22 protein-coding genes are annotated in these 18,219 nt (G+C 60.1%); 12 read left to right on the forward strand and 10 right to left on the reverse strand.

Features of this window, described 5'->3' with window-relative positions:
• Nucleotides 1–73: 73 nt before the first annotated feature.
• Nucleotides 74–481, forward strand: a complete 408-nt coding sequence (locus tag FS767_RS03085) for a response regulator (RefSeq protein ID WP_144964150.1) — start codon at nucleotides 74–76, stop codon at nucleotides 479–481.
• A gap of 79 nt (nucleotides 482–560) precedes the next feature.
• Here FS767_RS03085 and FS767_RS03090 read toward each other — a convergent pair whose 3' ends face one another.
• A complete protein-coding gene (locus tag FS767_RS03090; protein WP_144964151.1) occupies nucleotides 561–800 on the reverse strand; it encodes a hypothetical protein in 240 nt (79 codons plus the stop codon).
• Between the two features lie 84 nt (nucleotides 801–884).
• Entirely contained in the window at nucleotides 885–2,483 is a 1,599-nt protein-coding gene (locus FS767_RS03095) for a histidine kinase famiy protein (protein WP_144964152.1), read from the reverse strand.
• A gap of 226 nt (nucleotides 2,484–2,709) precedes the next feature.
• Here FS767_RS03095 and FS767_RS03100 point away from each other — a divergent pair, with 226 nt between their 5' ends.
• The 3 genes from FS767_RS03100 (at nucleotide 2,710) to FS767_RS03110 (ending at nucleotide 5,996) form a co-directional block, all read left to right on the forward strand.
• Nucleotides 2,710–3,519 (forward strand): alpha/beta fold hydrolase, encoded by an 810-nt coding sequence (locus tag FS767_RS03100; protein WP_144964153.1) that lies wholly within the window; start codon nucleotides 2,710–2,712, stop codon nucleotides 3,517–3,519.
• Nucleotides 3,516–4,688: a PAS domain-containing sensor histidine kinase gene (locus FS767_RS03105; RefSeq protein WP_144964154.1), complete on the forward strand. Its 1,173-nt coding sequence runs from the start codon at nucleotides 3,516–3,518 to the stop codon at nucleotides 4,686–4,688. Before FS767_RS03100 ends, FS767_RS03105 begins: the two co-directional genes overlap by 4 nt.
• Nucleotides 4,689–4,790: 102 nt before the next feature.
• A complete protein-coding gene (locus FS767_RS03110) occupies nucleotides 4,791–5,996 on the forward strand; it encodes a zinc-dependent alcohol dehydrogenase (RefSeq protein WP_144964155.1) in 1,206 nt (401 codons plus the stop codon).
• Nucleotides 5,997–6,051: 55 nt separating this feature from the next.
• Here the strand turns inward: FS767_RS03110 and FS767_RS03115 are convergent, their stop codons facing one another.
• From FS767_RS03115 to FS767_RS03125, 4 genes are all read right to left on the reverse strand, one after another.
• Nucleotides 6,052–8,085 (reverse strand): PAS domain-containing sensor histidine kinase, encoded by a 2,034-nt coding sequence (locus FS767_RS03115; RefSeq protein ID WP_144964156.1) that lies wholly within the window; start codon nucleotides 8,083–8,085, stop codon nucleotides 6,052–6,054.
• A 107-nt stretch (nucleotides 8,086–8,192) separates the two neighbouring features.
• Nucleotides 8,193–8,717: a hypothetical protein gene (locus FS767_RS03120; protein ID WP_144964157.1), complete on the reverse strand. Its 525-nt coding sequence runs from the start codon at nucleotides 8,715–8,717 to the stop codon at nucleotides 8,193–8,195.
• 111 nt (nucleotides 8,718–8,828) lie between these two features.
• Nucleotides 8,829–8,993 carry a hypothetical protein gene (locus tag FS767_RS22790; protein ID WP_167340246.1) on the reverse strand — a complete coding sequence of 55 codons (165 nt, stop codon included), beginning with the start codon at nucleotides 8,991–8,993 and terminating at the stop codon, nucleotides 8,829–8,831.
• 9 nt (nucleotides 8,994–9,002) lie between these two features.
• Nucleotides 9,003–9,236 carry a PLDc N-terminal domain-containing protein gene (locus FS767_RS03125; protein WP_028687006.1) on the reverse strand — a complete coding sequence of 78 codons (234 nt, stop codon included), beginning with the start codon at nucleotides 9,234–9,236 and terminating at the stop codon, nucleotides 9,003–9,005.
• A 165-nt stretch (nucleotides 9,237–9,401) separates the two neighbouring features.
• On the opposite strand from FS767_RS03125, the gene FS767_RS03130 reads away from it, so the two are divergent.
• Together FS767_RS03130 and FS767_RS03135 are read left to right on the forward strand one after the other, a co-directional pair.
• The gene (locus FS767_RS03130) at nucleotides 9,402–9,905 is read left to right on the forward strand and encodes a CinA family protein (protein WP_144964158.1); all 504 of its coding nucleotides are present in this window, start codon (nucleotides 9,402–9,404) and stop codon (nucleotides 9,903–9,905) included.
• Nucleotides 9,906–9,930: 25 nt separating this feature from the next.
• Nucleotides 9,931–10,422, forward strand: coding sequence for a hypothetical protein (locus FS767_RS03135; protein WP_144964159.1), 492 nt, complete (start codon nucleotides 9,931–9,933; stop codon nucleotides 10,420–10,422).
• Between the two features lie 69 nt (nucleotides 10,423–10,491).
• Here the strand turns inward: FS767_RS03135 and FS767_RS03140 are convergent, their stop codons facing one another.
• Nucleotides 10,492–10,785, reverse strand: a complete 294-nt coding sequence (locus tag FS767_RS03140) for a DUF6555 family protein (RefSeq protein ID WP_144964160.1) — start codon at nucleotides 10,783–10,785, stop codon at nucleotides 10,492–10,494.
• A gap of 225 nt (nucleotides 10,786–11,010) precedes the next feature.
• On the opposite strand from FS767_RS03140, the gene FS767_RS03145 reads away from it, so the two are divergent.
• Complete coding sequence (locus FS767_RS03145) at nucleotides 11,011–12,765, forward strand: glycoside hydrolase family 15 protein (RefSeq protein WP_144964294.1); 1,755 nt, start codon at nucleotides 11,011–11,013, stop codon at nucleotides 12,763–12,765.
• A 99-nt stretch (nucleotides 12,766–12,864) separates the two neighbouring features.
• A complete protein-coding gene (locus FS767_RS03150; RefSeq protein WP_144964161.1) occupies nucleotides 12,865–13,335 on the forward strand; it encodes a hemerythrin domain-containing protein in 471 nt (156 codons plus the stop codon).
• Nucleotides 13,336–13,374: 39 nt separating this feature from the next.
• On the opposite strand, the gene FS767_RS03155 is transcribed toward FS767_RS03150, so the two are convergent.
• Entirely contained in the window at nucleotides 13,375–14,484 is a 1,110-nt protein-coding gene (locus FS767_RS03155) for a Gfo/Idh/MocA family protein (protein ID WP_058605216.1), read from the reverse strand.
• Between the two features lie 186 nt (nucleotides 14,485–14,670).
• Between FS767_RS03155 and FS767_RS03160 the strand changes: the two genes are divergently transcribed.
• Nucleotides 14,671–14,916, forward strand: coding sequence for a hypothetical protein (locus FS767_RS03160; protein WP_058605215.1), 246 nt, complete (start codon nucleotides 14,671–14,673; stop codon nucleotides 14,914–14,916).
• 203 nt (nucleotides 14,917–15,119) lie between these two features.
• On the opposite strand, the gene FS767_RS03165 is transcribed toward FS767_RS03160, so the two are convergent.
• Together FS767_RS03165 and FS767_RS03170 are read right to left on the reverse strand one after the other, a co-directional pair.
• A complete protein-coding gene (locus FS767_RS03165) occupies nucleotides 15,120–15,344 on the reverse strand; it encodes a hypothetical protein (protein ID WP_144964162.1) in 225 nt (74 codons plus the stop codon).
• A 73-nt stretch (nucleotides 15,345–15,417) separates the two neighbouring features.
• Nucleotides 15,418–16,131 carry a DUF72 domain-containing protein gene (locus FS767_RS03170; protein ID WP_144964163.1) on the reverse strand — a complete coding sequence of 238 codons (714 nt, stop codon included), beginning with the start codon at nucleotides 16,129–16,131 and terminating at the stop codon, nucleotides 15,418–15,420.
• A gap of 129 nt (nucleotides 16,132–16,260) precedes the next feature.
• On the opposite strand from FS767_RS03170, the gene FS767_RS22795 reads away from it, so the two are divergent.
• From FS767_RS22795 to FS767_RS03180, 3 genes are all read left to right on the forward strand, one after another.
• On the forward strand, nucleotides 16,261–16,410 hold the full coding sequence (locus tag FS767_RS22795; protein WP_153302510.1) for a hypothetical protein: 150 nt from the start codon (nucleotides 16,261–16,263) through the stop codon (nucleotides 16,408–16,410).
• Between the two features lie 64 nt (nucleotides 16,411–16,474).
• Nucleotides 16,475–16,858 carry a low affinity iron permease family protein gene (locus FS767_RS03175; protein WP_100851311.1) on the forward strand — a complete coding sequence of 128 codons (384 nt, stop codon included), beginning with the start codon at nucleotides 16,475–16,477 and terminating at the stop codon, nucleotides 16,856–16,858.
• A 225-nt stretch (nucleotides 16,859–17,083) separates the two neighbouring features.
• Nucleotides 17,084–18,208 (forward strand): mechanosensitive ion channel family protein, encoded by a 1,125-nt coding sequence (locus FS767_RS03180; RefSeq protein WP_058603937.1) that lies wholly within the window; start codon nucleotides 17,084–17,086, stop codon nucleotides 18,206–18,208.
• Nucleotides 18,209–18,219 lie beyond the last annotated feature (11 nt).

Consider the following 18,219-nt stretch of genomic DNA (forward strand, 5'->3'; position numbering starts at 1 on the left):
CGCTTGCACCTCTGGCTGCAAGCCTACATCGGATGTTCCCTTTATTCAGCGTGCGCAGAGCCAGAGTATTGCCATGAAAACGTGCGAATTCCCCAGCTGTCCGACCGTTCTGCTGGTTGAGGACGAACCTATCATCCGTGAGCTGATCGCCATTGCCCTTGAGGATCTGGGCGCAGCGGTAACCAGCGTGGAAACAGCACAAGAAGGCCTGGAAATTACTTCGCGCTCGGCTTTTTCGATGCTTTTGACCGATGTTCGCACCCCTGGCGCGGTGAACGGCCTGGAGCTGGCCTATCAAGTGGGCCAATCGCAGCCTGACACTCGCATCGTGGTCATGAGTGGTTATCACGACCCGTCAAGTCATGCCCTCCCCTCTGGCGCCGTGTTCTTGCCCAAGCCCTGGACGCTGGATCATTTCATTGGCGTGATCAGTGATCAGCTTGCGCGTTCAGCGTCGCTGCGGACGCAGCCTGCGGCTTGACTCTGGTTCAGTAAGGTCGGGTCGGCCGCATGCCGCCGGCCTTGTGAAGTGAGTATCCCTCTAGCGCTATCGAGCCTTTTCAGCGGATGACCTCCGCTGCCCGCTGCAATGACCTGTCAACCAGTTGTCGAAGATCCCGCCACTGCTGCCAAGCGATCAGTTCGAGACGTTTCATCTCGTCTGCCTGGCGCAGCAATTCCTCGCGGTAGGCACTGGGGCATGCGTCGCGTAACGCGTGATCATCAAAGGTCGAGAACCAACGGTTGATCGCCTCCAAGTGCATCAGGTCAGTGGTAGGCTGCTCAATGAATGCCGTCATGCCAGTCTCCCTGTGCTCGCTTTTTCAATCGAGCCCAGGGAGCAACCAATGGTTCACTTTGATCGGGGCTCGAGCGAGCCGACCTCACACAATACCCGTATGACCATCGAGTACCTGCCGCACACGGCGTGCCAGATCATGGGGCTGGCAGGGCTTGGAAATCACATCGAATTCAGAGCCGCCGATGTCGGTGCGTTCAATCGAGTTTTCCGCGTAGCCGGTGGTGAGCAGCACCTTGATCTGCGGCTGCAGGCGACGCACCTCGCGCGCCAGCATCACACCATTCATGCCCCCGGGCATGATCAGGTCGGTGAACAACAAGTCATAGCGCTCACCTGCTTCGATGAGTTTTAGCGCTTCGCGTGCGTTGAGCACCATGTCGGCGTCGTAGCCATAGTTTTCCAGCACCATTTTGGCCAGCTCGGCGACATCAGGGCGGTCTTCGACGATGAGAATCCTCTCGGTGCCGGAACTGCGTTCAACCAGCTTCACGGGCTTTTCCTGAATCGGGCTGGCTTCGTCCACCGGGAAATACAAGCGCAGCGTGGTGCCTTCGCCCTCTTCGGTGTAGATCCGGGCCGCACCACCTGACTGACGCGCGAACCCGTATACCATGGACAGCCCAAGCCCTGAACCCTTGCCCTCCTCCTTGGTGGTGAAGAAAGGATCCATGACACGATCTCGAATGCTGGCAGGCATGCCGATGCCGTTGTCGGTAATGGAGATGCTCACGTAACTGCCCGGCAACAGGCCATCGAAGGACAGATTAATATCGCTTACATGCACGTTTCGCGTTTCGATGAATACATAAGGCCGCTTGCGGCCGATCAAGGCGTCTCGGGCGTTCATGAAGATGTTCAACAGCGCCACCTCGGCCTGGGTCGGGTCGATGCGACAGTTTCGCAAGTGCTCTTCCAAGTCGTATTCGATCGTCACCTCGGCACCGAAGGTGCGCTCGATGATAGGGACAACGTCATCGAGCAGATGATTGAGGTTAAGCACCCGACCGTGCAATTTCTGCTTGCGGGCAAAGGCCAGCAACTGCTTGGTAAGGGTGCTGGCACGATCGACCGCCGTTTGCGCGTGCCCGACGCTTCGGCGAATGCGGCTCAGGTCAGGCTGCGCCTTGTCGGTCTCGCTGGCCACCAGGCCCATGTAGCCGCCCATCACTTGCAGCAGGTTGTTGAAGTCGTGGGCGATGCCGCCTGTCAGCTGACCCAGGGCTTCCATCTTCTGCGCCTGACGCAGTGCATCCTCGGCATCGCGACGACGGCTGACGTCCAGCTGCGAGGCGAAGAAGTAGATCAGGTCGCCACGCTCGTTGAAAATCGGCGAGATGAACAGCGCATTCCAGAAACTGGAGCCGTCCTTGCGGTAATTGAGCACTTCGGTGGCGATGTCCACGCGCTTCTCGATCGCCTCACGGATGGCGTCCACCACTGTTCGCTCGGTTTCCGGGCCCTGCAGGAAGCGGCAATTTCGCCCCATGATATCGCCGGCGTCATAGCCGGTCATTTCCAGAAACGCGCGGTTGGCAAAGATGATAGGATTGTCGTCGCGGCTGGGATCGGTCACGATCATGGGCATGCGCGTCGTTTGCACGGCAGCAAAAAACATGTCGTGCGGCAGGTTGGATATGTCTCCGGTCGCCTGATTGCTGACGCGGGCCTTCTTGTCCGTCACGTGACTCTCCTGGTTGGGCAATGATGCAACTGGTCACTTCTTGACAACGCCAAGCGGCAAATTGCTCCACCAACAGGGGCTGCTTACGAAACTATTGTTCAATGGCCAATGTCGATTCGTCATCTTGAGCCTACGCTTGCTGTTAAGCGGTAGCGTCAACTGCCGACGATGGCCAAGCATGCCCTACCCACCCTGCCACGGATGCTGCAGAGCCTCTTGGAAAGCCATGACCTTATCTAAGCGTAACAACGTGCGCATTGCGGGCGCAGGCCCTGTCACGTTGATCTTTTCCCACGGTTTTGGCTGCGATCAATCGATGTGGAAGTACCTTTTACCGCATTTTCAAGCGCGCTTTCGCACCGTGACCTACGATCTGGTCGGCGCCGGGCAGTCGGACCTGACTGCCTATGATCGCGTTCGCTATGACTCCTTGGCAGGTTATGCGACGGATTTGAACGAGATAATCACCGAATATGGCCAAGGCACCGTGATTCTGGTCGGCCACTCGGTCAGCGCCATGATTGGCGCACTGGCGGACAGGCAGCAACCGGGTCGCATTGCGGCCCATGTGATGGTGGGTCCTTCCCCGTGCTATATCGACGATGGTAATTACATTGGCGGTTTCAAGCATCAGGATATCCACGAACTGCTTGAAACCCTGGACAGCAATTACCTGGGCTGGTCGAGCACCATGGCGCCAGTGATCATGGGCGCCCCGGGCCAGCCGATGCTGAGCGAGGAGCTGACCAACAGCTTCTGCCGCACCGACCCAGACATTGCGCGTCAGTTCGCACGTGTCACGTTCCTGTCTGACAACCGGATGGATGTGCAAGGCTTGCGTACACCTGTGTTGATTCTTCAGTCCATCGACGATCTTATCGCCCCGGTTTCCGTGGGCCAGTACCTCAATGCAGTGCTACCCAACAGCACGCTGTGCATGATCGACAACATCGGCCATTGCCCCCACATGAGCGCCCCTACAGCCTGTTCCCAGGCCATGGATGCTTTCCTGCAACCCTGGGCACCGGGACCATGACTGGCGCGGGTGAGATACCGGCTGTCGAATCGTTGTTCGAAGGGGCACCCTGCGGCCTGGTGGTCACCACTGAGACAGGAATGATCGTGAAGGCCAACCAGACCTTCTGCAAATGGTTGGGCTACGCACCCCAGGACCTGACGCAGTGCAGGTTTCAGGAGCTGTTGACCATGGGCGGACGCATCTTCCATCAGACCCATTGGGCGCCGCTGATGAAAATGCAGGGTTCGGTGGCCGAGGTGAAGCTGGAGGTTCGGCACCGCACCGGTCACGTCATCACCATGTTGCTCAATGGCGTGCGCCGTCAATATGCCCACGGCGTGTTCCACGAACTGGCGCTGTTCGGCACCATCGAGCGTGATCGCTACGAGCGTGAATTGCTTACCGCCCGGCGCCGAGCCGAGCAATTGCTGGCGCAGACCACTGAGGCCGAAGCTGCATTGCAGCAGGCCAAGGCTGAACTGGCCGACGCCTACCAGAGCGCCCAACGACGTGCAGCCTTTGCCGAGCAGATGGTCGCCATCGCCAGCCATGACCTGAAAAACCCGCTAACCGCGATCAAGATGGCTACGCAGTTGCTCGAACGCGGCGAGCACAGGGACAAGGAAAGACGCCTGCTGGGCAGTATCAGGCATTCCTCGGAACGCGCCCGGCGCATGATCGCTGACCTGCTCGACTTTGCCTCGGTCAGAATTGGCCAAGGCATCACCATCCGCCGCCAACCGATAGACCTGTGTTCAACGGTCGATCAGAGCGTCAACGAATTGAGAGTCGCCTTCGCCCAGGCGCGCATTCGTCACCTTTGCAAAGGTAAAGGGCAACTTGCGCTGGACCCAGATCGCGTGCAGCAGATGATTGGCAATCTGGTGGCCAACAGCGTGGCCTATGGTGACCTCGCTCACCCCGTCACCGTTACCACGGATCTTCACGAGCATGGCGCCGTGGTCAGCGTGCACAACCATGGCCCTTGCATTCCCGACACCTTGCTCGCGTCCCTGTTTGCGCCCATGACCCGGGGCACGGACCGTGCCGACTCGGTGCGCTCTGTCGGCTTGGGGTTGTTTATCGTCAGCGAAATCACCCTGGCCCATGGTGGCGATATCACCGTCGATTCGGACGCCGCGCTCGGTACCACCTTCACGATACGCCTGCCGTTACTGGCAGCCTGAACAAGGAAGGTCCGGCATACACCGGTCGAGCTTTCGACCTGAACTTTTGTTTACCTTGTGGTTTCACCTGCATAGCACACCCGCCTTCGCAGGAGTTGAACCATGAGAGCATTGACGTACCACGGCGCACAGGATGTAAGGGTCGACACGGTTCCGGACCCCATCCTGCAAGACGCTGACGACATCATTCTGAGAGTCACGGCTACCGCTATCTGCGGGTCTGACCTGCATCTGTATCACGGCAAAATCCCACAAACCGAACACGGCGACATTTTTGGCCACGAGTTCATGGGGGTCGTCGAGGACGTCGGCCGCGCGGTGACCAATGTGCAAGTTGGCGACCGGGTGGTGATTCCGTTCGTGATCGCCTGCGGCGGCTGCTTCTTCTGCCAGCACGACTTGTTTGCCGCCTGCGAAACCACCAACACCGGCCGCGGCGCCATCATCAACAAGAAAGTCATTCCACCCGGTGCAGCGTTGTTCGGCTACAGCCATTTGTATGGTGGCATCCCGGGTGGCCAGGCGGACTATGTACGGGTACCCAAGGCCAATGTAGGCCCCTTCAAGGTGCCGACTTCGCTGTCCGACGACAAGGTGCTGTTCTTGTCGGATATTCTGCCCACCGCCTGGCAGGCGGTGACCAACGCGCAAGTGGGCCAGGGCTCGACGGTAGCCATCTACGGTGCAGGCCCCGTCGGCCTGTTGAGCGCGGCCTGCGCCCGCATGCTGGGCGCCCACACCATTTTCCTGGTCGATGACAACGACTACCGCCTGACGTTTGCCCGTGACGCCTATGGGGTCGTGCCAATCAATTTCGAGCAGGACGATGACCCTGCCGACAGCATCATTCGGCTGACCCCAGGCATGCGCGGCGTTGATGCCGTCATTGATGCAGTGGGCTTCGAGGCCAAGGGCAGCACCACCGAAACCGTCATGACAGCCCTCAAGATCGAAGGCAGCAGTGGCAAGGCGTTGCGTCAATGCATTGCTGCCGTGCGGCGCGGCGGGGTGGTCAGCGTCCCTGGGGTGTATGCAGGGTTCATCCACGGCTTCCTTTTCGGGGACGCGTTCGACAAGGGCCTGACGTTCAAGATGGGCCAGACCCATGTGCAGAAGTTCTTGCCAGAACTGCTTGAGCACATCGAGGCTGGCCGGCTGCAACCTGAACTGATCGTGACGCACCGGTTGGCGCTCGAGGAAGCGGCAATGGGCTACAAGATGTTCGATCAGAAAAAGGATGATTGCCGCAAGGTGATTCTGGTACCTGGGGCGGCAGCGGGTACATTGGCGTCTGAGGTAGCGATCTAAGCGGCACCGAGCCTTGTCAGGGCCTGGCCCGCTGCCCAGCGGGCCAGGCCAGACCTCAAGGGTGCATCAGGGTGATCAGGGCCTTGACCAGCGTCTGTTGATCGAACGGCTTGCTCAGCACCATGCCGCCGTGAGCAGGCCAGCTCTGCTGCCCAGGCGCGGGCGGTGCGTATCCCGTGATGAACAACACCGGTAGCCGCGGCCGTGTTCCCCTGGCAACGTCCACCATCTTCCTGCCGTCCAGCCCGCCAGGCAGTCCCACATCGGTGATCAACAGGTCGATTCGAGTGTCCGAGCGCAGCAATTGCAAGCCTGCCAGGCTGTCGGCTGCTTCGATGACGACGTAGCCCATACCACTGAGCGTTTCACTGACATACAGGCGAACTGACGCTTCATCGTCCACCACCAATACCGTTTCACCCGGCCGCGCCCGATGACTCACCACAGGGGCAACGCTGTCGCTGACCACCCGGGCAGGCCCACCGTGACTGGGTAGTTGCATAAATACCCGAGTTCCTTGTCCCGGTACCGAATCGATATGCACATGCCCGCCGGTCTGGCGGGCGAAACCGTACACCATCGAGAGGCCCAGGCCGGTCCCTGCACCCAGCGGCTTGGTGGTGAAGAACGGCTCGAATGCCCTGGAGAGCGTCTCGACATCCATACCAATGCCATCATCGGTGACGCAGATGCTCAGGTAATCGCCCGACGCGATCTCCGGGTCTGCATCACCGTCGATGTGCTGGTCCGCCGTTTGAATGCAAATCCGGCCGTTCCCGTCCATGGCATCACGCGCATTGATGCACAGGTTCAGCAAGGCATTTTCGAGCTGGGCGGGATCGACCAGGCAGGTGTGCAACGAAGCGGACAACTGGACCTCCAGCTTCACGCAGGGGCCTACCGTGCGACGCACAAGCTCAGCCATGCCATCGATCAGCGCGTGGACATCGGTCTGCACGGGCACCAGGGTTTGGCGCCTTGCAAACGCCAAAAGTCGGTGCGTCAACGCGGCGGCCTTGCGGGTAGCCCCGTAGGCCACGGTCATATACCGCTCCACATCCTCAAGGCGGCCCTGCGCCAGGCGAGACCTGATCAGGTCTAGACTGCCCGAGATGCCCGCCAACAAGTTGTTGAAGTCATGGGCAATGCCCCCAGTCAACTGCCCTACCGCTTCCATTTTCTGTGCCTGGCGCAAGGCGGCTTCAGCCTCCTCTCGTTCAGCTACCGCCTGGGCGATACGCGCCTCAAGTGTCCGGTTGAGCTCAAGGAGTTGCTCTTCTACCTGTCGGCGGGCGGTGACGTCGATCGAAGAGCCAACCAAGCCAATCACCTGCCCTTCGTCACTGAGCAGCGGCGCCTTGACCGATAGCCAATACGTGGCCGAGCCGTCTGGCATGTCCACCCGCTCTTCGACCTGGACGGCCGTCCCGCCGGCCATCACACGCTGATCGGTTTCCATCACCTGCCTGGCCTGCTCCTTATCTTCAAGGAACTCAAGGTCGGTCTTGCCCAGGTAGAACTCCGGCGGCTTGCCGATCAGCTGCGTGGCGCCGTGGTTGGCCACCAGCATGCGCCCCTCCAGGTCCTTGGCATACACCACGCCGGGGACCGCGGCGGTGAAGGTGCGCAGCAACGTGGACATGCGGTCGCGTTCGGCCTGGGCCTTGCGACGTGACTCGATGTTCATCAGCACGCCAGGAAAGCGCACCGCCACGCCCTGCTCATCGAGCTCGACCCGACCATTGGCCTCAACCCAGCGGTAGCAGCCGTCATCCTGGCGGACCCGGTATTCACAGCGAAACGGGCCGCCCAGGGCCATGGCCGCCTGGATGGCTTGAGCAACGCGTTGACGGTCATCGGGGTAAATGGAGGCGAACGCGTCAGCCAAAGGCATTCCGGTCAGGCAACTGGCCAGTGGCAAGCCGAACGAATGGGAAAAACGCTCATCGGCCGTCACCCTGTCGTTGGGTATATCCCACACCCATGTGCCGATGATCGCGCCCGCGTCCAGCGCAAGCTGCAACCGTTCTGCGGTTAGCGCGGCATCATCCTGGCCACTGGTAGCGACACCAGCGGTACATTGATTCATCGATCGACCTCGAACTTCCTGAAAACAAGCATCGGCTACAGGCACGTTAATTTGCGCAAAAGACGCCTATGATGAGCCTCAGGCCCAAGAGTTGAAAGGCCTGGTCTTTACGCCAACTGAATAAATACCGCGTACGACCCCAGCAAGACCCAGCATACGAGGAAAATCCAGGGCGTACGCAGCGAGAAAAGCAGGGACTTGCGATGGCCGGCCTGGGAGGTTTCCGTCTCGCTGAACAAGGGCGATTCGTCATAAGCCAGCCCCATCATGGGTTCGCTTCGCAGAAGATGACTTTGCTTGAGTTGCCAATGCTCGATGATCTTGTAGGCGGCGTGAATACCAGGCCAGGCGTTCAATGAACTGAGCACGCCAAGCAGCGCCAGAAAGGGCGGTACCACGAGCGTGAACATTTCGCCCCAGCTCTGATTGGTATTGCCCATGGCTGATGCATAAGCAATCACCAGGAAGGACTGGGCGGCCAGGTAAGCATCCGTACGGTTGGCGAGGATGCTCGTCTCGTACTGAATTTCCTGTCGGTAGAAGTCCAGCCGTTCCTTGGGCGAGCCGAACATGCGGGCGTTATGCTCCTGGATTTCATGCTCTGGGGTGGCTGGAGTGATGATACGTGGCACAGTACGGCTCCTAGAAATTATCCACGGGCAGGGCGCTTGCCCAAGCGCTCGTCAACGGTGCTCGGCTACCGTGGACATCGCGTGGTGTAGCGAAGCTAGCTGAGCATTGGTTTACGGCTTGTGCGCCGGTACATCCCTGGCGGTCTTCTGCGCCGTAGTGTCCTGCTCGGTGCCCGTAGACCCGTCTGGGCGCTGAGCGTCGTTGTCTCGCTCTTTTTCGCCCGTAGTGCGCGCTTGCTCAACGCGCTTGGCGTCCTGCTCATTTGATGTGCTCATGAAGACACCTCAGCCTTTACTATGTTCAGGGGAAGAAGGTCCGGTGCCGCGCTTGATGCCACGCGGCCCCCAAATACCCCAGATGGCCAGACCCGCCACGGGCAGCGCCAAGAGCAATAGCGCCCAGGCTGCTTTTGTGGCATCGGTCTTGTCGCTACGAAACACACTGACGATGGCCCACAGGTCCACCAGTAGGATCAGGACCGCCACGGCGATCCAGAAGTACGTCACAGGCTCGTTCATAACCGCTCTCCCTTTTTATCGGTTTTTCAACCTTCTTTAAAAAGGAAGCCTGGGAGCCCCGCTAAGTTCAGCTCGATTGCTGCACGATGGACGGGCGGACGCACTTGCAATGAACCAACAGCCTTGCGCTCGCGTCCACTGCAAAATGCTGCGCGAGTTACAGGTATGGCCATCGACACGATTGAGTCCGTCTTCGAGTACTTGAAAAAACATGACCTTGTTTTGACCACTGCCGAATCCTGCACTGCAGGCGCCATGGTAGCGGCATTGGCCGCCCTGCCAGGTACAGCCGAAGTGCTAGAAAGCGGCTATGTCGTTTACTCCCCCACTGCCAAACAACGCTTGCTGGGCGTTAGCCCCATGACCATCGAGCGCTATGGCCTGACCAGCGAGGCGGTTGCGTGGGAAATGGCATTGGGCGCATTGAAAGACAGCGACGCGACCGTCGCCATTGCCACTACAGGGGTCGCTGGGCCTGCCGCGCAAGGCAAAATCCCGCCCGGTACGCTGTGTTTTGCCTGGGCGTTCGCCGGGGAGCCGCTTGCCGTTTTCACTGCCACACAACGTTTTTTTGGCGAGCGTGACGAGGTGATGCGCCAGGGGGCGGCCTATGGACTGTCGCAACTTGCGCATTATCACAAACGTTGGCTACGCGGCGAACGGGCCTGATCACACCTCGATGAACGAGTACCCGATGACTTCCAAGCATTACCCAGCATCCGAAGGCGCCTATGCTCACCACCGCTTTGGGCGCGCCGGACGCTTCAAATGGCTTGCACTTTTACTGCCACTGGGCTTGGCGGTCGCCATGGTGCCGGCCAGCCCCTGGTTGATCGATGCCAGGGCGACCAGTGCTGATGGCAAGGTGCAGGTGCACTACAAACGACTGGGTCGCAGCGCAAGCCCTGTCGAGCTATCGATCAGCGTGAAGGGAGCGCCGAGCAAACCGGTTTGGGTTCAACTCGGCGGGAGCATGCTTCAGGAAACCAGCATCGAAACCGTGCAACCGCACCCGCTGCGCACACAAACCCAAGGGAAGGCGATGCTCATTGAAGTGGCGACCGACGAAGCAGGAATGGCCACTGTTCACCTCACCGTGCGCAATGACGCACCTGGCCAGGTTACAGGCCACGTGAGAGCCGGCGCCAACAGCGTCGTGCGACTGTCGACATTCTTGTACCCGTAGCCCTGCACGGTTGAGTACAGACGCTGGGACACGCCGGGGCATATGCCACCGGCGTGCGGATCATCGAATTCAGGACTTGTCGGTGGCAACCGCAAATTTCTTCATGTCCACCGCAGGCGCGACGAACTCAGGGCCTTTGCCCGAGACTCGCCACCGCACGTTGGTCAACCCATAGCGCTCGGCCATGGGCCTGCTGACTTTCTTGATCTTGTGCTGACCGAACCGCGGAATGATGCCGACACCTGCATCGCAGCTAGCCCAGTGCCAGGCCTCGGCGTTGTCCATGCGTTCCAGTCGAATGATGAAAGTCCTGAATTCTCCGTGTAGCTCGTACTCGATTACATACAGTTGTTGTCCTGCCATTGGACTCTCCTCCATCAAACTCAGCCTAATGGAGCCAGTGGCGTAACAAAAGATTCCATTTATTTTGACCCGACAGTCACCCTCTTGCCGTTACCCACGAGATGACGAACTGTTCTCGCTTCGCTTCAGTCACATCTCTACCAAAGGTGCAGGAGCTGCAATGTGGAAGACGTATCTGAAAGCCCGCGGCAATGTGCCGAGCCCCAACGGGACCCCGGTGGCTGGCTGGCGCTGGAGCAGTATGCAGCGCTTGGCGATGGGCGCTCGGTAGCGCTGGTAGGCCTGGACGGCTCCATCGACTGGTGGTGCGTGCCGCACATGGATTCGCCCCCTCTATTCGATCAACTGCTCTCGCCCAAGACCGGCGGTTTCTTCGCCATTACCCCGACCCAGCCCTATCAGGCAAAGCGTCGCTATCGCCCCGGCAGCAACGTGGTGGAGACCGAGTACATCACTGCAACCGGCCGGGCGCGGTTGACCGAATCGCTGAATAGCGGGCCTGCCGGGCGCCTACCTTGGGCGGAACTGGCCCGCCGTATCGAGGGCATCGAAGGGTCGATCGCGTTCGAAATCGCCATCGATTTCGGCACCCAAGCCGACACGGTGAGCCCGTACCTTACGCCCAACGACAATGGCTGCGTTTTTCACGCGGGCCATATCCTCGGGATGTTCCTGCATGATCAACAGCTCAGCGTGCGGCGCAAGGACGACATGGGCGTGCGCGCCACCCTCGACACCTCGCCTGGGCAACGTACCGTGGTGGCCTTGATCGCCGGTCACGACGAACCCTTGGTGGTGCCGCCACTTAGCTTGATCGATGACCGAATCGACGGCTCCGATCGCGAATGGCGGCAGTGGTCGCAAAGCCTCATCTATGAAGGCCCCTACCAGTCGGTAGTGGTACGCAACGCGCTGGCGCTCAAACTGCTGCTGTCATCGCCCAGCGGTTCGATCATGGCAGCTGCCACCACCTCGCTGCCAGAGCGCATCGGCGGCACCAAGAACTATGACTACCGCTTCGCATGGGTGCGCGATGCCGGGTATACCATCGAAGCCTTCCTCGGCATTGGCGCTCAGCCTGAAGCCAAGGCGGCATTTACCTGGTTGCTGCGCAGGCTGGCCGAGCATGGCGCGCAGGTCTTCTACACCCTTGACGGGGCCATGGGCGAATGCACACGCGCCATCGACCTGCCAGGCTACAAGCAATCGCCGCCCGTAGTGGGCAATGATGCCCGCGACCAGTTACAGCACGGCGTATTCGGCGACATATTCGAAACTGCCCGTTGCTTCATCGACACCGGCAACATCCTGGACGGCAGCAGTGCGATGCTGCTGTCACGCCTGGCAGATCAATGCGCCGACCAGTGGCGCCAGCCAGATGCCGGCATCTGGGAGCTGCCAGAAACGCGGCACTACACCTTGTCGAAGATCAGCTGCTGGCAGGCCCTGAGCCGGGCCATCGAACTGGCCGACGGCGGGCATCTGCCCACTACCTGCCGGCAGCGCTGGGCGCGCGAGCGTGACCGTGTTTTCGAGTGGATCGAAACCCACTGCTGGCATGAGGCCCGCCAGGCGTATGTGTTCTACCCAGGCAGCGACCGGCTGGACGCAGGCATCGCCCTGGCGGTGCGCTTCGGCTATCCGGCGCCTGAGCGGCTGCAGAGCACCCTGGACGCTGTGCAGCACAGCCTGTCGGCAGGACCTTTCCACTACCGCTACAGCGGTGCGGTCGAGGAGGAAGGTTGCTTCCTGGCGTGCACCTTCTGGCTGGTGGAAGCCTGGGTGCTGCTCGGTCAGCACGAACGGGCGCAGCACGCCTATGAAGCTGCCCTGCAAGGCCTTGACCATGGCGCAGGCATCTATTCGGAGATGATCGATCCTGACACCGCCGAGTACCTGGGCAACCTGCCGCAAGGCCTCACACACCTGGCGGCGCTGCGCGCAGCGTTGGCACTGGGTGGTCGCGCACCGTGTAGATGAGGGACACGCCAGGCACGTCATCTGCGCAGCGGAACTGATGGCCTGGCGCTCGACTCAACCCATGGCAACCGTGATTACAACAACCTGCAGAGGTGATCCATGAACGCCATCGAATTGCTGACCCAGGACCATCAGTTGGTCAAGAAACTGCTTGAAGAGCTGTCTTCGACAACAGAGCGCGCAGTGAAAAAGCGTGCCGACCTGCTGGAACGCATCAAGCAGGAAGTCACCATTCATACCGCTCTGGAAGAGGAAATCCTTTACCCAGCCATCAAAAAAGCTGGTGGTAAGGAAGAGGGAAAGATGTACTACGAGGCCAAGGAAGAGCACCGTACCGTCGATTCACTGGTGCTGCCTGACCTTGAAGGCACAGACACCGGCACGGTCGAGTTCGCAGGGCGGGTCAAGGTGATGAAAGAGTTGTTGGAGCACCACATCGAGGAAGAAGAAAGCGAGCTGTTCCCCACGGCACGCAAGCTGCTGGGTAAGCAGCAACTCGAGGAGATGGGCCAGGCGATGATGGCGCAGAAGAAATTGCTCAAGGGCAAATCGGAACAGCGCGCCGCGTGATCAAGCCTGCGCGCCCTCAAGGGGCGCGCAGCTCGCCCGTTATTCTGCCGGCGACTCGGCATCAACCATCGGCGGTACCGGGGCCAGGGCAAAAGCCCTGCGCTGCTCGGATCGACGTGCGAACGGCCGAGCGGGCAGTGGTTCGAGTCGTTGCGGTGTACCGGTTTCAAGCGCTCGCTTGATTGCCTCGACTACCCGTACATCACGCCACCCCTCTTCCCCATCGGGTTCAGGCGCGACGTTGTTGAGGATGCAATCGGAGAAATAGGCCGTTTCACCAGCAAATTGGTCCACCACAGGGTTGACGTGCACACGCGTCTCGCCATCGATGGTAGCCCTGTAGCTGATCGCTACCCCTTCCCCATAACCGAAGCACGGCGAAGCCTCGATCTCGCCCTTGGTGCCCAACAGCTGGAACCGCTCGGTAGACGGCAAGGTATAGCTGACGGTGAACTGCGCCAGCCGCTCGTCTTCGAAGCGCAGGCTCACGGTGACCGTATCCCAGGTATCCATGGTGCTGCCCGGCGAGCGAACCCCCATGGCCGAGACTTCAATGGGTTCGGCGTTGAACAACTGGCGGACCATGTTCAGGGGATAGGGGCCCATGTCCGGTACCGGCCCGGCCTCGAAACCATTCTGGGCACGGTGGTTATTGGGTTTGACCCGCTGCGTGAAGATGGATGTGAACAACCTGGGATCACCGAAATCGCCCTTGTGCACGCGCTCGATCATGTCCAGCGTGCCCGGCTCGCAGTGCAGGCGGTAGGCAACCATCAGCTTGGCACCCGTGCGTTTTGAAACCTCGATCATGGCTTTGCAATCGGCTTCGCTGATGCCCATGGGCTTTTCGAGCAACACATGGATACCGGCTTCGAGCGCCGGCACTACAAACTCGCGGTGACGGAAATTGGGCGTTGCAATGTACAGCGCATCCACCTCCCGCGCAGCGAGCATCTGAGCATACTGGTCGTAATGGTAGGTGCGCAGGGCATAACGCTCGCCCAACTGCCGGGCTTTTTCCTCATCCCCGGTGACCAGGACGGTAATTTCCGAGTTGTCGGTTTGCCCGATACCGGGCATGAACGCGCCCTGGGAAATCGAACCGCCGGCCACTACACCATAACGGACCTTGCGTGCTGTGCTGGGCATGACACCCCTCCTCTAGATTACGATTCAAAGCAATACTTCTGAAGTGGGCAAGCCGAGGCCGGGTGAGGTTCAAAAAAACGTTGGCGCACGCGCTGTCATCGCAAGGAGTGCCTGGGATACACGATCGATCTGAACCCGGCTTCGACTGGCCTGTCCCACGAACAAACCAGGACCGAGGACCGTTCGATGGAGGCTTGGATCGATTGGCTGGAATGGCCGGCCATGGTGCTGACGGTAGTGGCAGCATGGTGCATAGGCTCGCGGCGACCCGCCCGGCGCAAGGTCGGCTTCTGCTGCTTCATTGCAAGCAACCTGTTGTGGGCGGCCTGGGGCTGGCAAGCCGAGGCTTGGGCGCTGATCATTCTGCAGTTCACGCTGTGTGTCATGAATCTGCGGGGATGGAAAAAGAATACGATGATGGAGCCGGGTTGACGTAGGGCTCGTCAAGGCTACGCGCTGCCAGTGGGTGAGCGGCCTTGCCAGGGCGCCAGACCTGCCCCGACAACTCAAGGTGCGACGCTGCAATACCAGGCCGGAGCTCGAATCTTGGGGCCGCTTTGCGGCCCATCGCAGCAATAAGCCGCTGGCTTGAATTTCAGGAAAGCACAGCGCATGCAGCAAAACGACCCCATCGCTTAACGATTCAAGCGCTTCTCCACGTGCTCAGTCTGCTGCTCAATCGCCCGGGTCTGCTCCTCCAGCTCCTTGATGGAAGTTGGGGTAATAGCCTTGTCGATGGCCTCGGTGGCCGGATCAGGGCGTTCCAACACAGGATCAGGTGACTGCTCGCCTTTTTGCGCTTCCTCTGAAGAAATTGGACGCGGAACTTTGTCGCCGGTGTGGGTGTGAGTATCTTTCATAAGCATCTCCAACGTGAACAGGGTGTCTTTATGAGCAGAGCGCAACGCCGGGGAAAAGTTTGATCCGCTTCGCTCAGCCAAGGTAACTGCGCATCGACAACGCATCGCCGACCGCGGCGCCACTGGCGGTGTTGTCAAAGATGCACCAGGGGATCGTCCCTTGGTCATGGGCGCGTTTCAATTGGGCGGCAAGCTCCCGTAGGTATTGATCGGTATAAGCGCTCCGATACACCACAGGTACGCCGTGCAGCCGCCAATACGCTATGCCTGACCAGCCAGAGGGCTGGCCGTCTAGCTCGAATCTGGAGGGGCTTGCCCCCACCTGCCCTACCTGAAAGTCGATCAGCAGCGGTTGCGCTGAGCGCCATGTCTCATGCCGAGGTTCGACGACTACTGGCTTGTCGAACCTGCACCGCAGTGCTTCGAAAAAGCGCCTGACGACAGCTTCGTCAAACCCAAGCGACGGTGGTAACTGGACGAGCAAGCAGCCCAACTTCTCCCCCAACTCCCCGCATTGGGCCAGAAAGCTGTCCAGCGCCGTTTCACACCCTTGCAGACGCATTTCATGGGTGATCGCCTTGGGCACCTTGACCGAGAAGCGAAAGCCCTCAGGCGTCGATGCGGCCCAGCGCGCATAGGTCTGCGGGCGATGGGGCCGGTAGAACGAACTGTTGATTTCCACAGCACCCAGGCGCGCGGCGTAGCGCTCCAGATGGCTGCCCGCTTCGGGAAAAGCCGGAGCACGCTCCTTGGGCAGGCTCCAGCCTGCACAGCCTAGGTAGATCATCTCAGTAGCCCCTTGACCTCACTCGATGGTGGAGTCGCTTGAGTGTCCAGGCGTTCCACTTGGCAGATTCGATGGAACACCCGGCAACGGGCTGGGCACTAACGCAGCACATCCCAAGAGGAATCCACCATGACCGCCCCCACTCAACCAGACCCCTATGTGGACAACGTACCGCACAATCCGGGTGATCCCATTGAAGCACCTGAGCAGGAACCCACCGAACCGGCTCCCGAATGGCCGGAAGGCCAGGTACCACCCGAAGAGCAATCTGACGGCTGACCCTTACACATTTGGCGGCGCCCACTGCGTCGCCTCAAACGCTGCAATCACCAGGAGGGATCCGATGAAGTTCGCGCAGTTCTGTCAGTGGCTATCCAACCAAGCCGGCCGCCCCAGCACGTTCTTGATGGCCATCGTGCTCATCATCATGTGGGCGGTTTCCGGCCCATGGTTCCACTACAACGATACCTGGCAGCTGATCATCAACACCTCGACCACCATCATTACCTTCCTGATGGTGTTTCTGATCCAGAACACCCAGAACCGAGACAACGACATCATTCACGTCAAGCTCGACGAGCTGATCCGCGCCACTCAATCGGCGCAACGTTCGGTGCTGGACCTGGAGGCCATGGACAGCAAGACCCTGCGCGAGCTGCGCAAGGAATACCGTGCACTGGCCGCACGTACCGGCACACCGCTTGAAGACGACGCGCCGCAGCCATGATGTGCCGCATCAGCGCATCGCTGGACCGGGCCCCACTTGATGTCCATCGTGGACCAATCAGTGGCCTCCACGCGCACGGGCCCCTACCCGACCCGCACAGTTCATCTCTGACCGACGTGCACGGATCTGATCGACGTGCACGGATCATCTGATAACCATTCGCAGGGCAATTGTTTTGCTCGACGCCTGACACCTCGAAATCTTTGCTAGAGGAGGCAAGCCTTCATGAGCGATCGCATCATCACACTGTTCACCGATACCACGTTCTTCGGTATCTCCATTCTCAACCTGTTACTCGCAGTCACTGTGGCCGTACTGACGTTCCTGGTCGCCAGGGCAGCCATCAGTTTCGTACAGCGGCGCGTCAAGCACTGGTCCTCGCATTCCGGGGCCTTGAGCCATGTGGTGGAGAAGGTCCTGTCAGGCACCAGCAACTCGCTGCTGTTCCTGGCTTCGCTGCTGGTGGGGTTGAGCATGCTCGACCTGCCGGAGCGTTGGTTGAGCCGGGTCGGCAGCCTTTGGTTCGTCGTCGCAGCGCTGCAGATCGGCCTGTGGGCCAACCGTGCCATCGGCCTGGGCCTGGATCGCTACTTCACCCGCCACAACCCGGACGGTTCCCAGCAGAGCAGTGCCCTGGCCACGTTGTCGGCCTGGGGTGCGCGGGTACTGTTGTGGTCGATCGTGCTACTGGCCATGCTGTCGAACCTGGGCGTGAACATCACCGCCTTCGTCGCTAGCTTGGGTGTGGGCGGTATTGCGGTCGCTCTAGCTGTGCAGAACATTCTGGGTGACCTGTTCGCCTCGCTGTCCATCGCCGTGGACAAACCGTTCGAGGTAGGTGACTTCATCGTCATTGGCCCCCTGGCCGGCACCGTCGAGCATGTTGGCCTGAAAACCACGCGCATCCGCAGCCTGGGCGGCGAGCAGATCGTCATGGCCAATGCCAGCATGATCAGTAGCACCATCCAGAACTACAAGCGCCTGCAAGAACGTCGCATCGTGTTCGAGTTTGGTCTGTCCTACGACACGCCTACCGAGGCGGTGAAGAAGGCGCCCGGGATCGTCGAGGAAGCGATCAAGGCCCAAGCCCAAGCACGCTTCGACCGGGCACACTTGCGTGGCTTCGGCAAGGAGGCGCTGGAGTTCGAGTGCGTCTACATCGTGCAGGACCCAGGCTACAACTTGTACATGGACATCCAGCAGGCCATCAACTTCAAGCTGCTTGAACGGTTCTCGAAAATCGGCGCCAAGTTTGCTGTACCGGTGCGGGCCATCAAGGTCACGGCGCTGCCGCAGGAGGCTAACGTGCATGCGCAAGGGCGAGACAACATGGGTATGCGGGGAGCGTGAACGCGTGACGT

The organism is Pseudomonas sp. DE0010 (genome assembly GCF_007680745.1).
Taxonomy (GTDB): Bacteria; Pseudomonadota; Gammaproteobacteria; order Pseudomonadales; family Pseudomonadaceae; genus Aquipseudomonas; species Aquipseudomonas parafulva_B.

Coding starts and splice junctions, on each gene's coding strand:
- FS767_RS03155 (WP_058605216.1), bottom strand. CDS start 14,484: ATGCCCAGCACAGCACGCAAGGTCCGTTATGGTGTAGTGGCCGGCGGT.
- FS767_RS03110 (WP_144964155.1), top strand. CDS start 4,791: ATGAGAGCATTGACGTACCACGGCGCACAGGATGTAAGGGTCGACACG.
- FS767_RS03115 (WP_144964156.1), bottom strand. CDS start 8,085: ATGAATCAATGTACCGCTGGTGTCGCTACCAGTGGCCAGGATGATGCC.
- FS767_RS03125 (WP_028687006.1), bottom strand. CDS start 9,236: ATGAACGAGCCTGTGACGTACTTCTGGATCGCCGTGGCGGTCCTGATC.
- FS767_RS03085 (WP_144964150.1), top strand. CDS start 74: ATGAAAACGTGCGAATTCCCCAGCTGTCCGACCGTTCTGCTGGTTGAG.
- FS767_RS03160 (WP_058605215.1), top strand. CDS start 14,671: ATGGAGGCTTGGATCGATTGGCTGGAATGGCCGGCCATGGTGCTGACG.
- FS767_RS22795 (WP_153302510.1), top strand. CDS start 16,261: ATGACCGCCCCCACTCAACCAGACCCCTATGTGGACAACGTACCGCAC.
- FS767_RS03140 (WP_144964160.1), bottom strand. CDS start 10,785: ATGGCAGGACAACAACTGTATGTAATCGAGTACGAGCTACACGGAGAA.
- FS767_RS03175 (WP_100851311.1), top strand. CDS start 16,475: ATGAAGTTCGCGCAGTTCTGTCAGTGGCTATCCAACCAAGCCGGCCGC.
- FS767_RS22790 (WP_167340246.1), bottom strand. CDS start 8,993: ATGAGCACATCAAATGAGCAGGACGCCAAGCGCGTTGAGCAAGCGCGC.
- FS767_RS03105 (WP_144964154.1), top strand. CDS start 3,516: ATGACTGGCGCGGGTGAGATACCGGCTGTCGAATCGTTGTTCGAAGGG.
- FS767_RS03135 (WP_144964159.1), top strand. CDS start 9,931: ATGACTTCCAAGCATTACCCAGCATCCGAAGGCGCCTATGCTCACCAC.
- FS767_RS03180 (WP_058603937.1), top strand. CDS start 17,084: ATGAGCGATCGCATCATCACACTGTTCACCGATACCACGTTCTTCGGT.
- FS767_RS03130 (WP_144964158.1), top strand. CDS start 9,402: ATGGCCATCGACACGATTGAGTCCGTCTTCGAGTACTTGAAAAAACAT.
- FS767_RS03150 (WP_144964161.1), top strand. CDS start 12,865: ATGAACGCCATCGAATTGCTGACCCAGGACCATCAGTTGGTCAAGAAA.
- FS767_RS03170 (WP_144964163.1), bottom strand. CDS start 16,131: ATGATCTACCTAGGCTGTGCAGGCTGGAGCCTGCCCAAGGAGCGTGCT.
- FS767_RS03165 (WP_144964162.1), bottom strand. CDS start 15,344: ATGAAAGATACTCACACCCACACCGGCGACAAAGTTCCGCGTCCAATT.
- FS767_RS03090 (WP_144964151.1), bottom strand. CDS start 800: ATGACGGCATTCATTGAGCAGCCTACCACTGACCTGATGCACTTGGAG.
- FS767_RS03100 (WP_144964153.1), top strand. CDS start 2,710: ATGACCTTATCTAAGCGTAACAACGTGCGCATTGCGGGCGCAGGCCCT.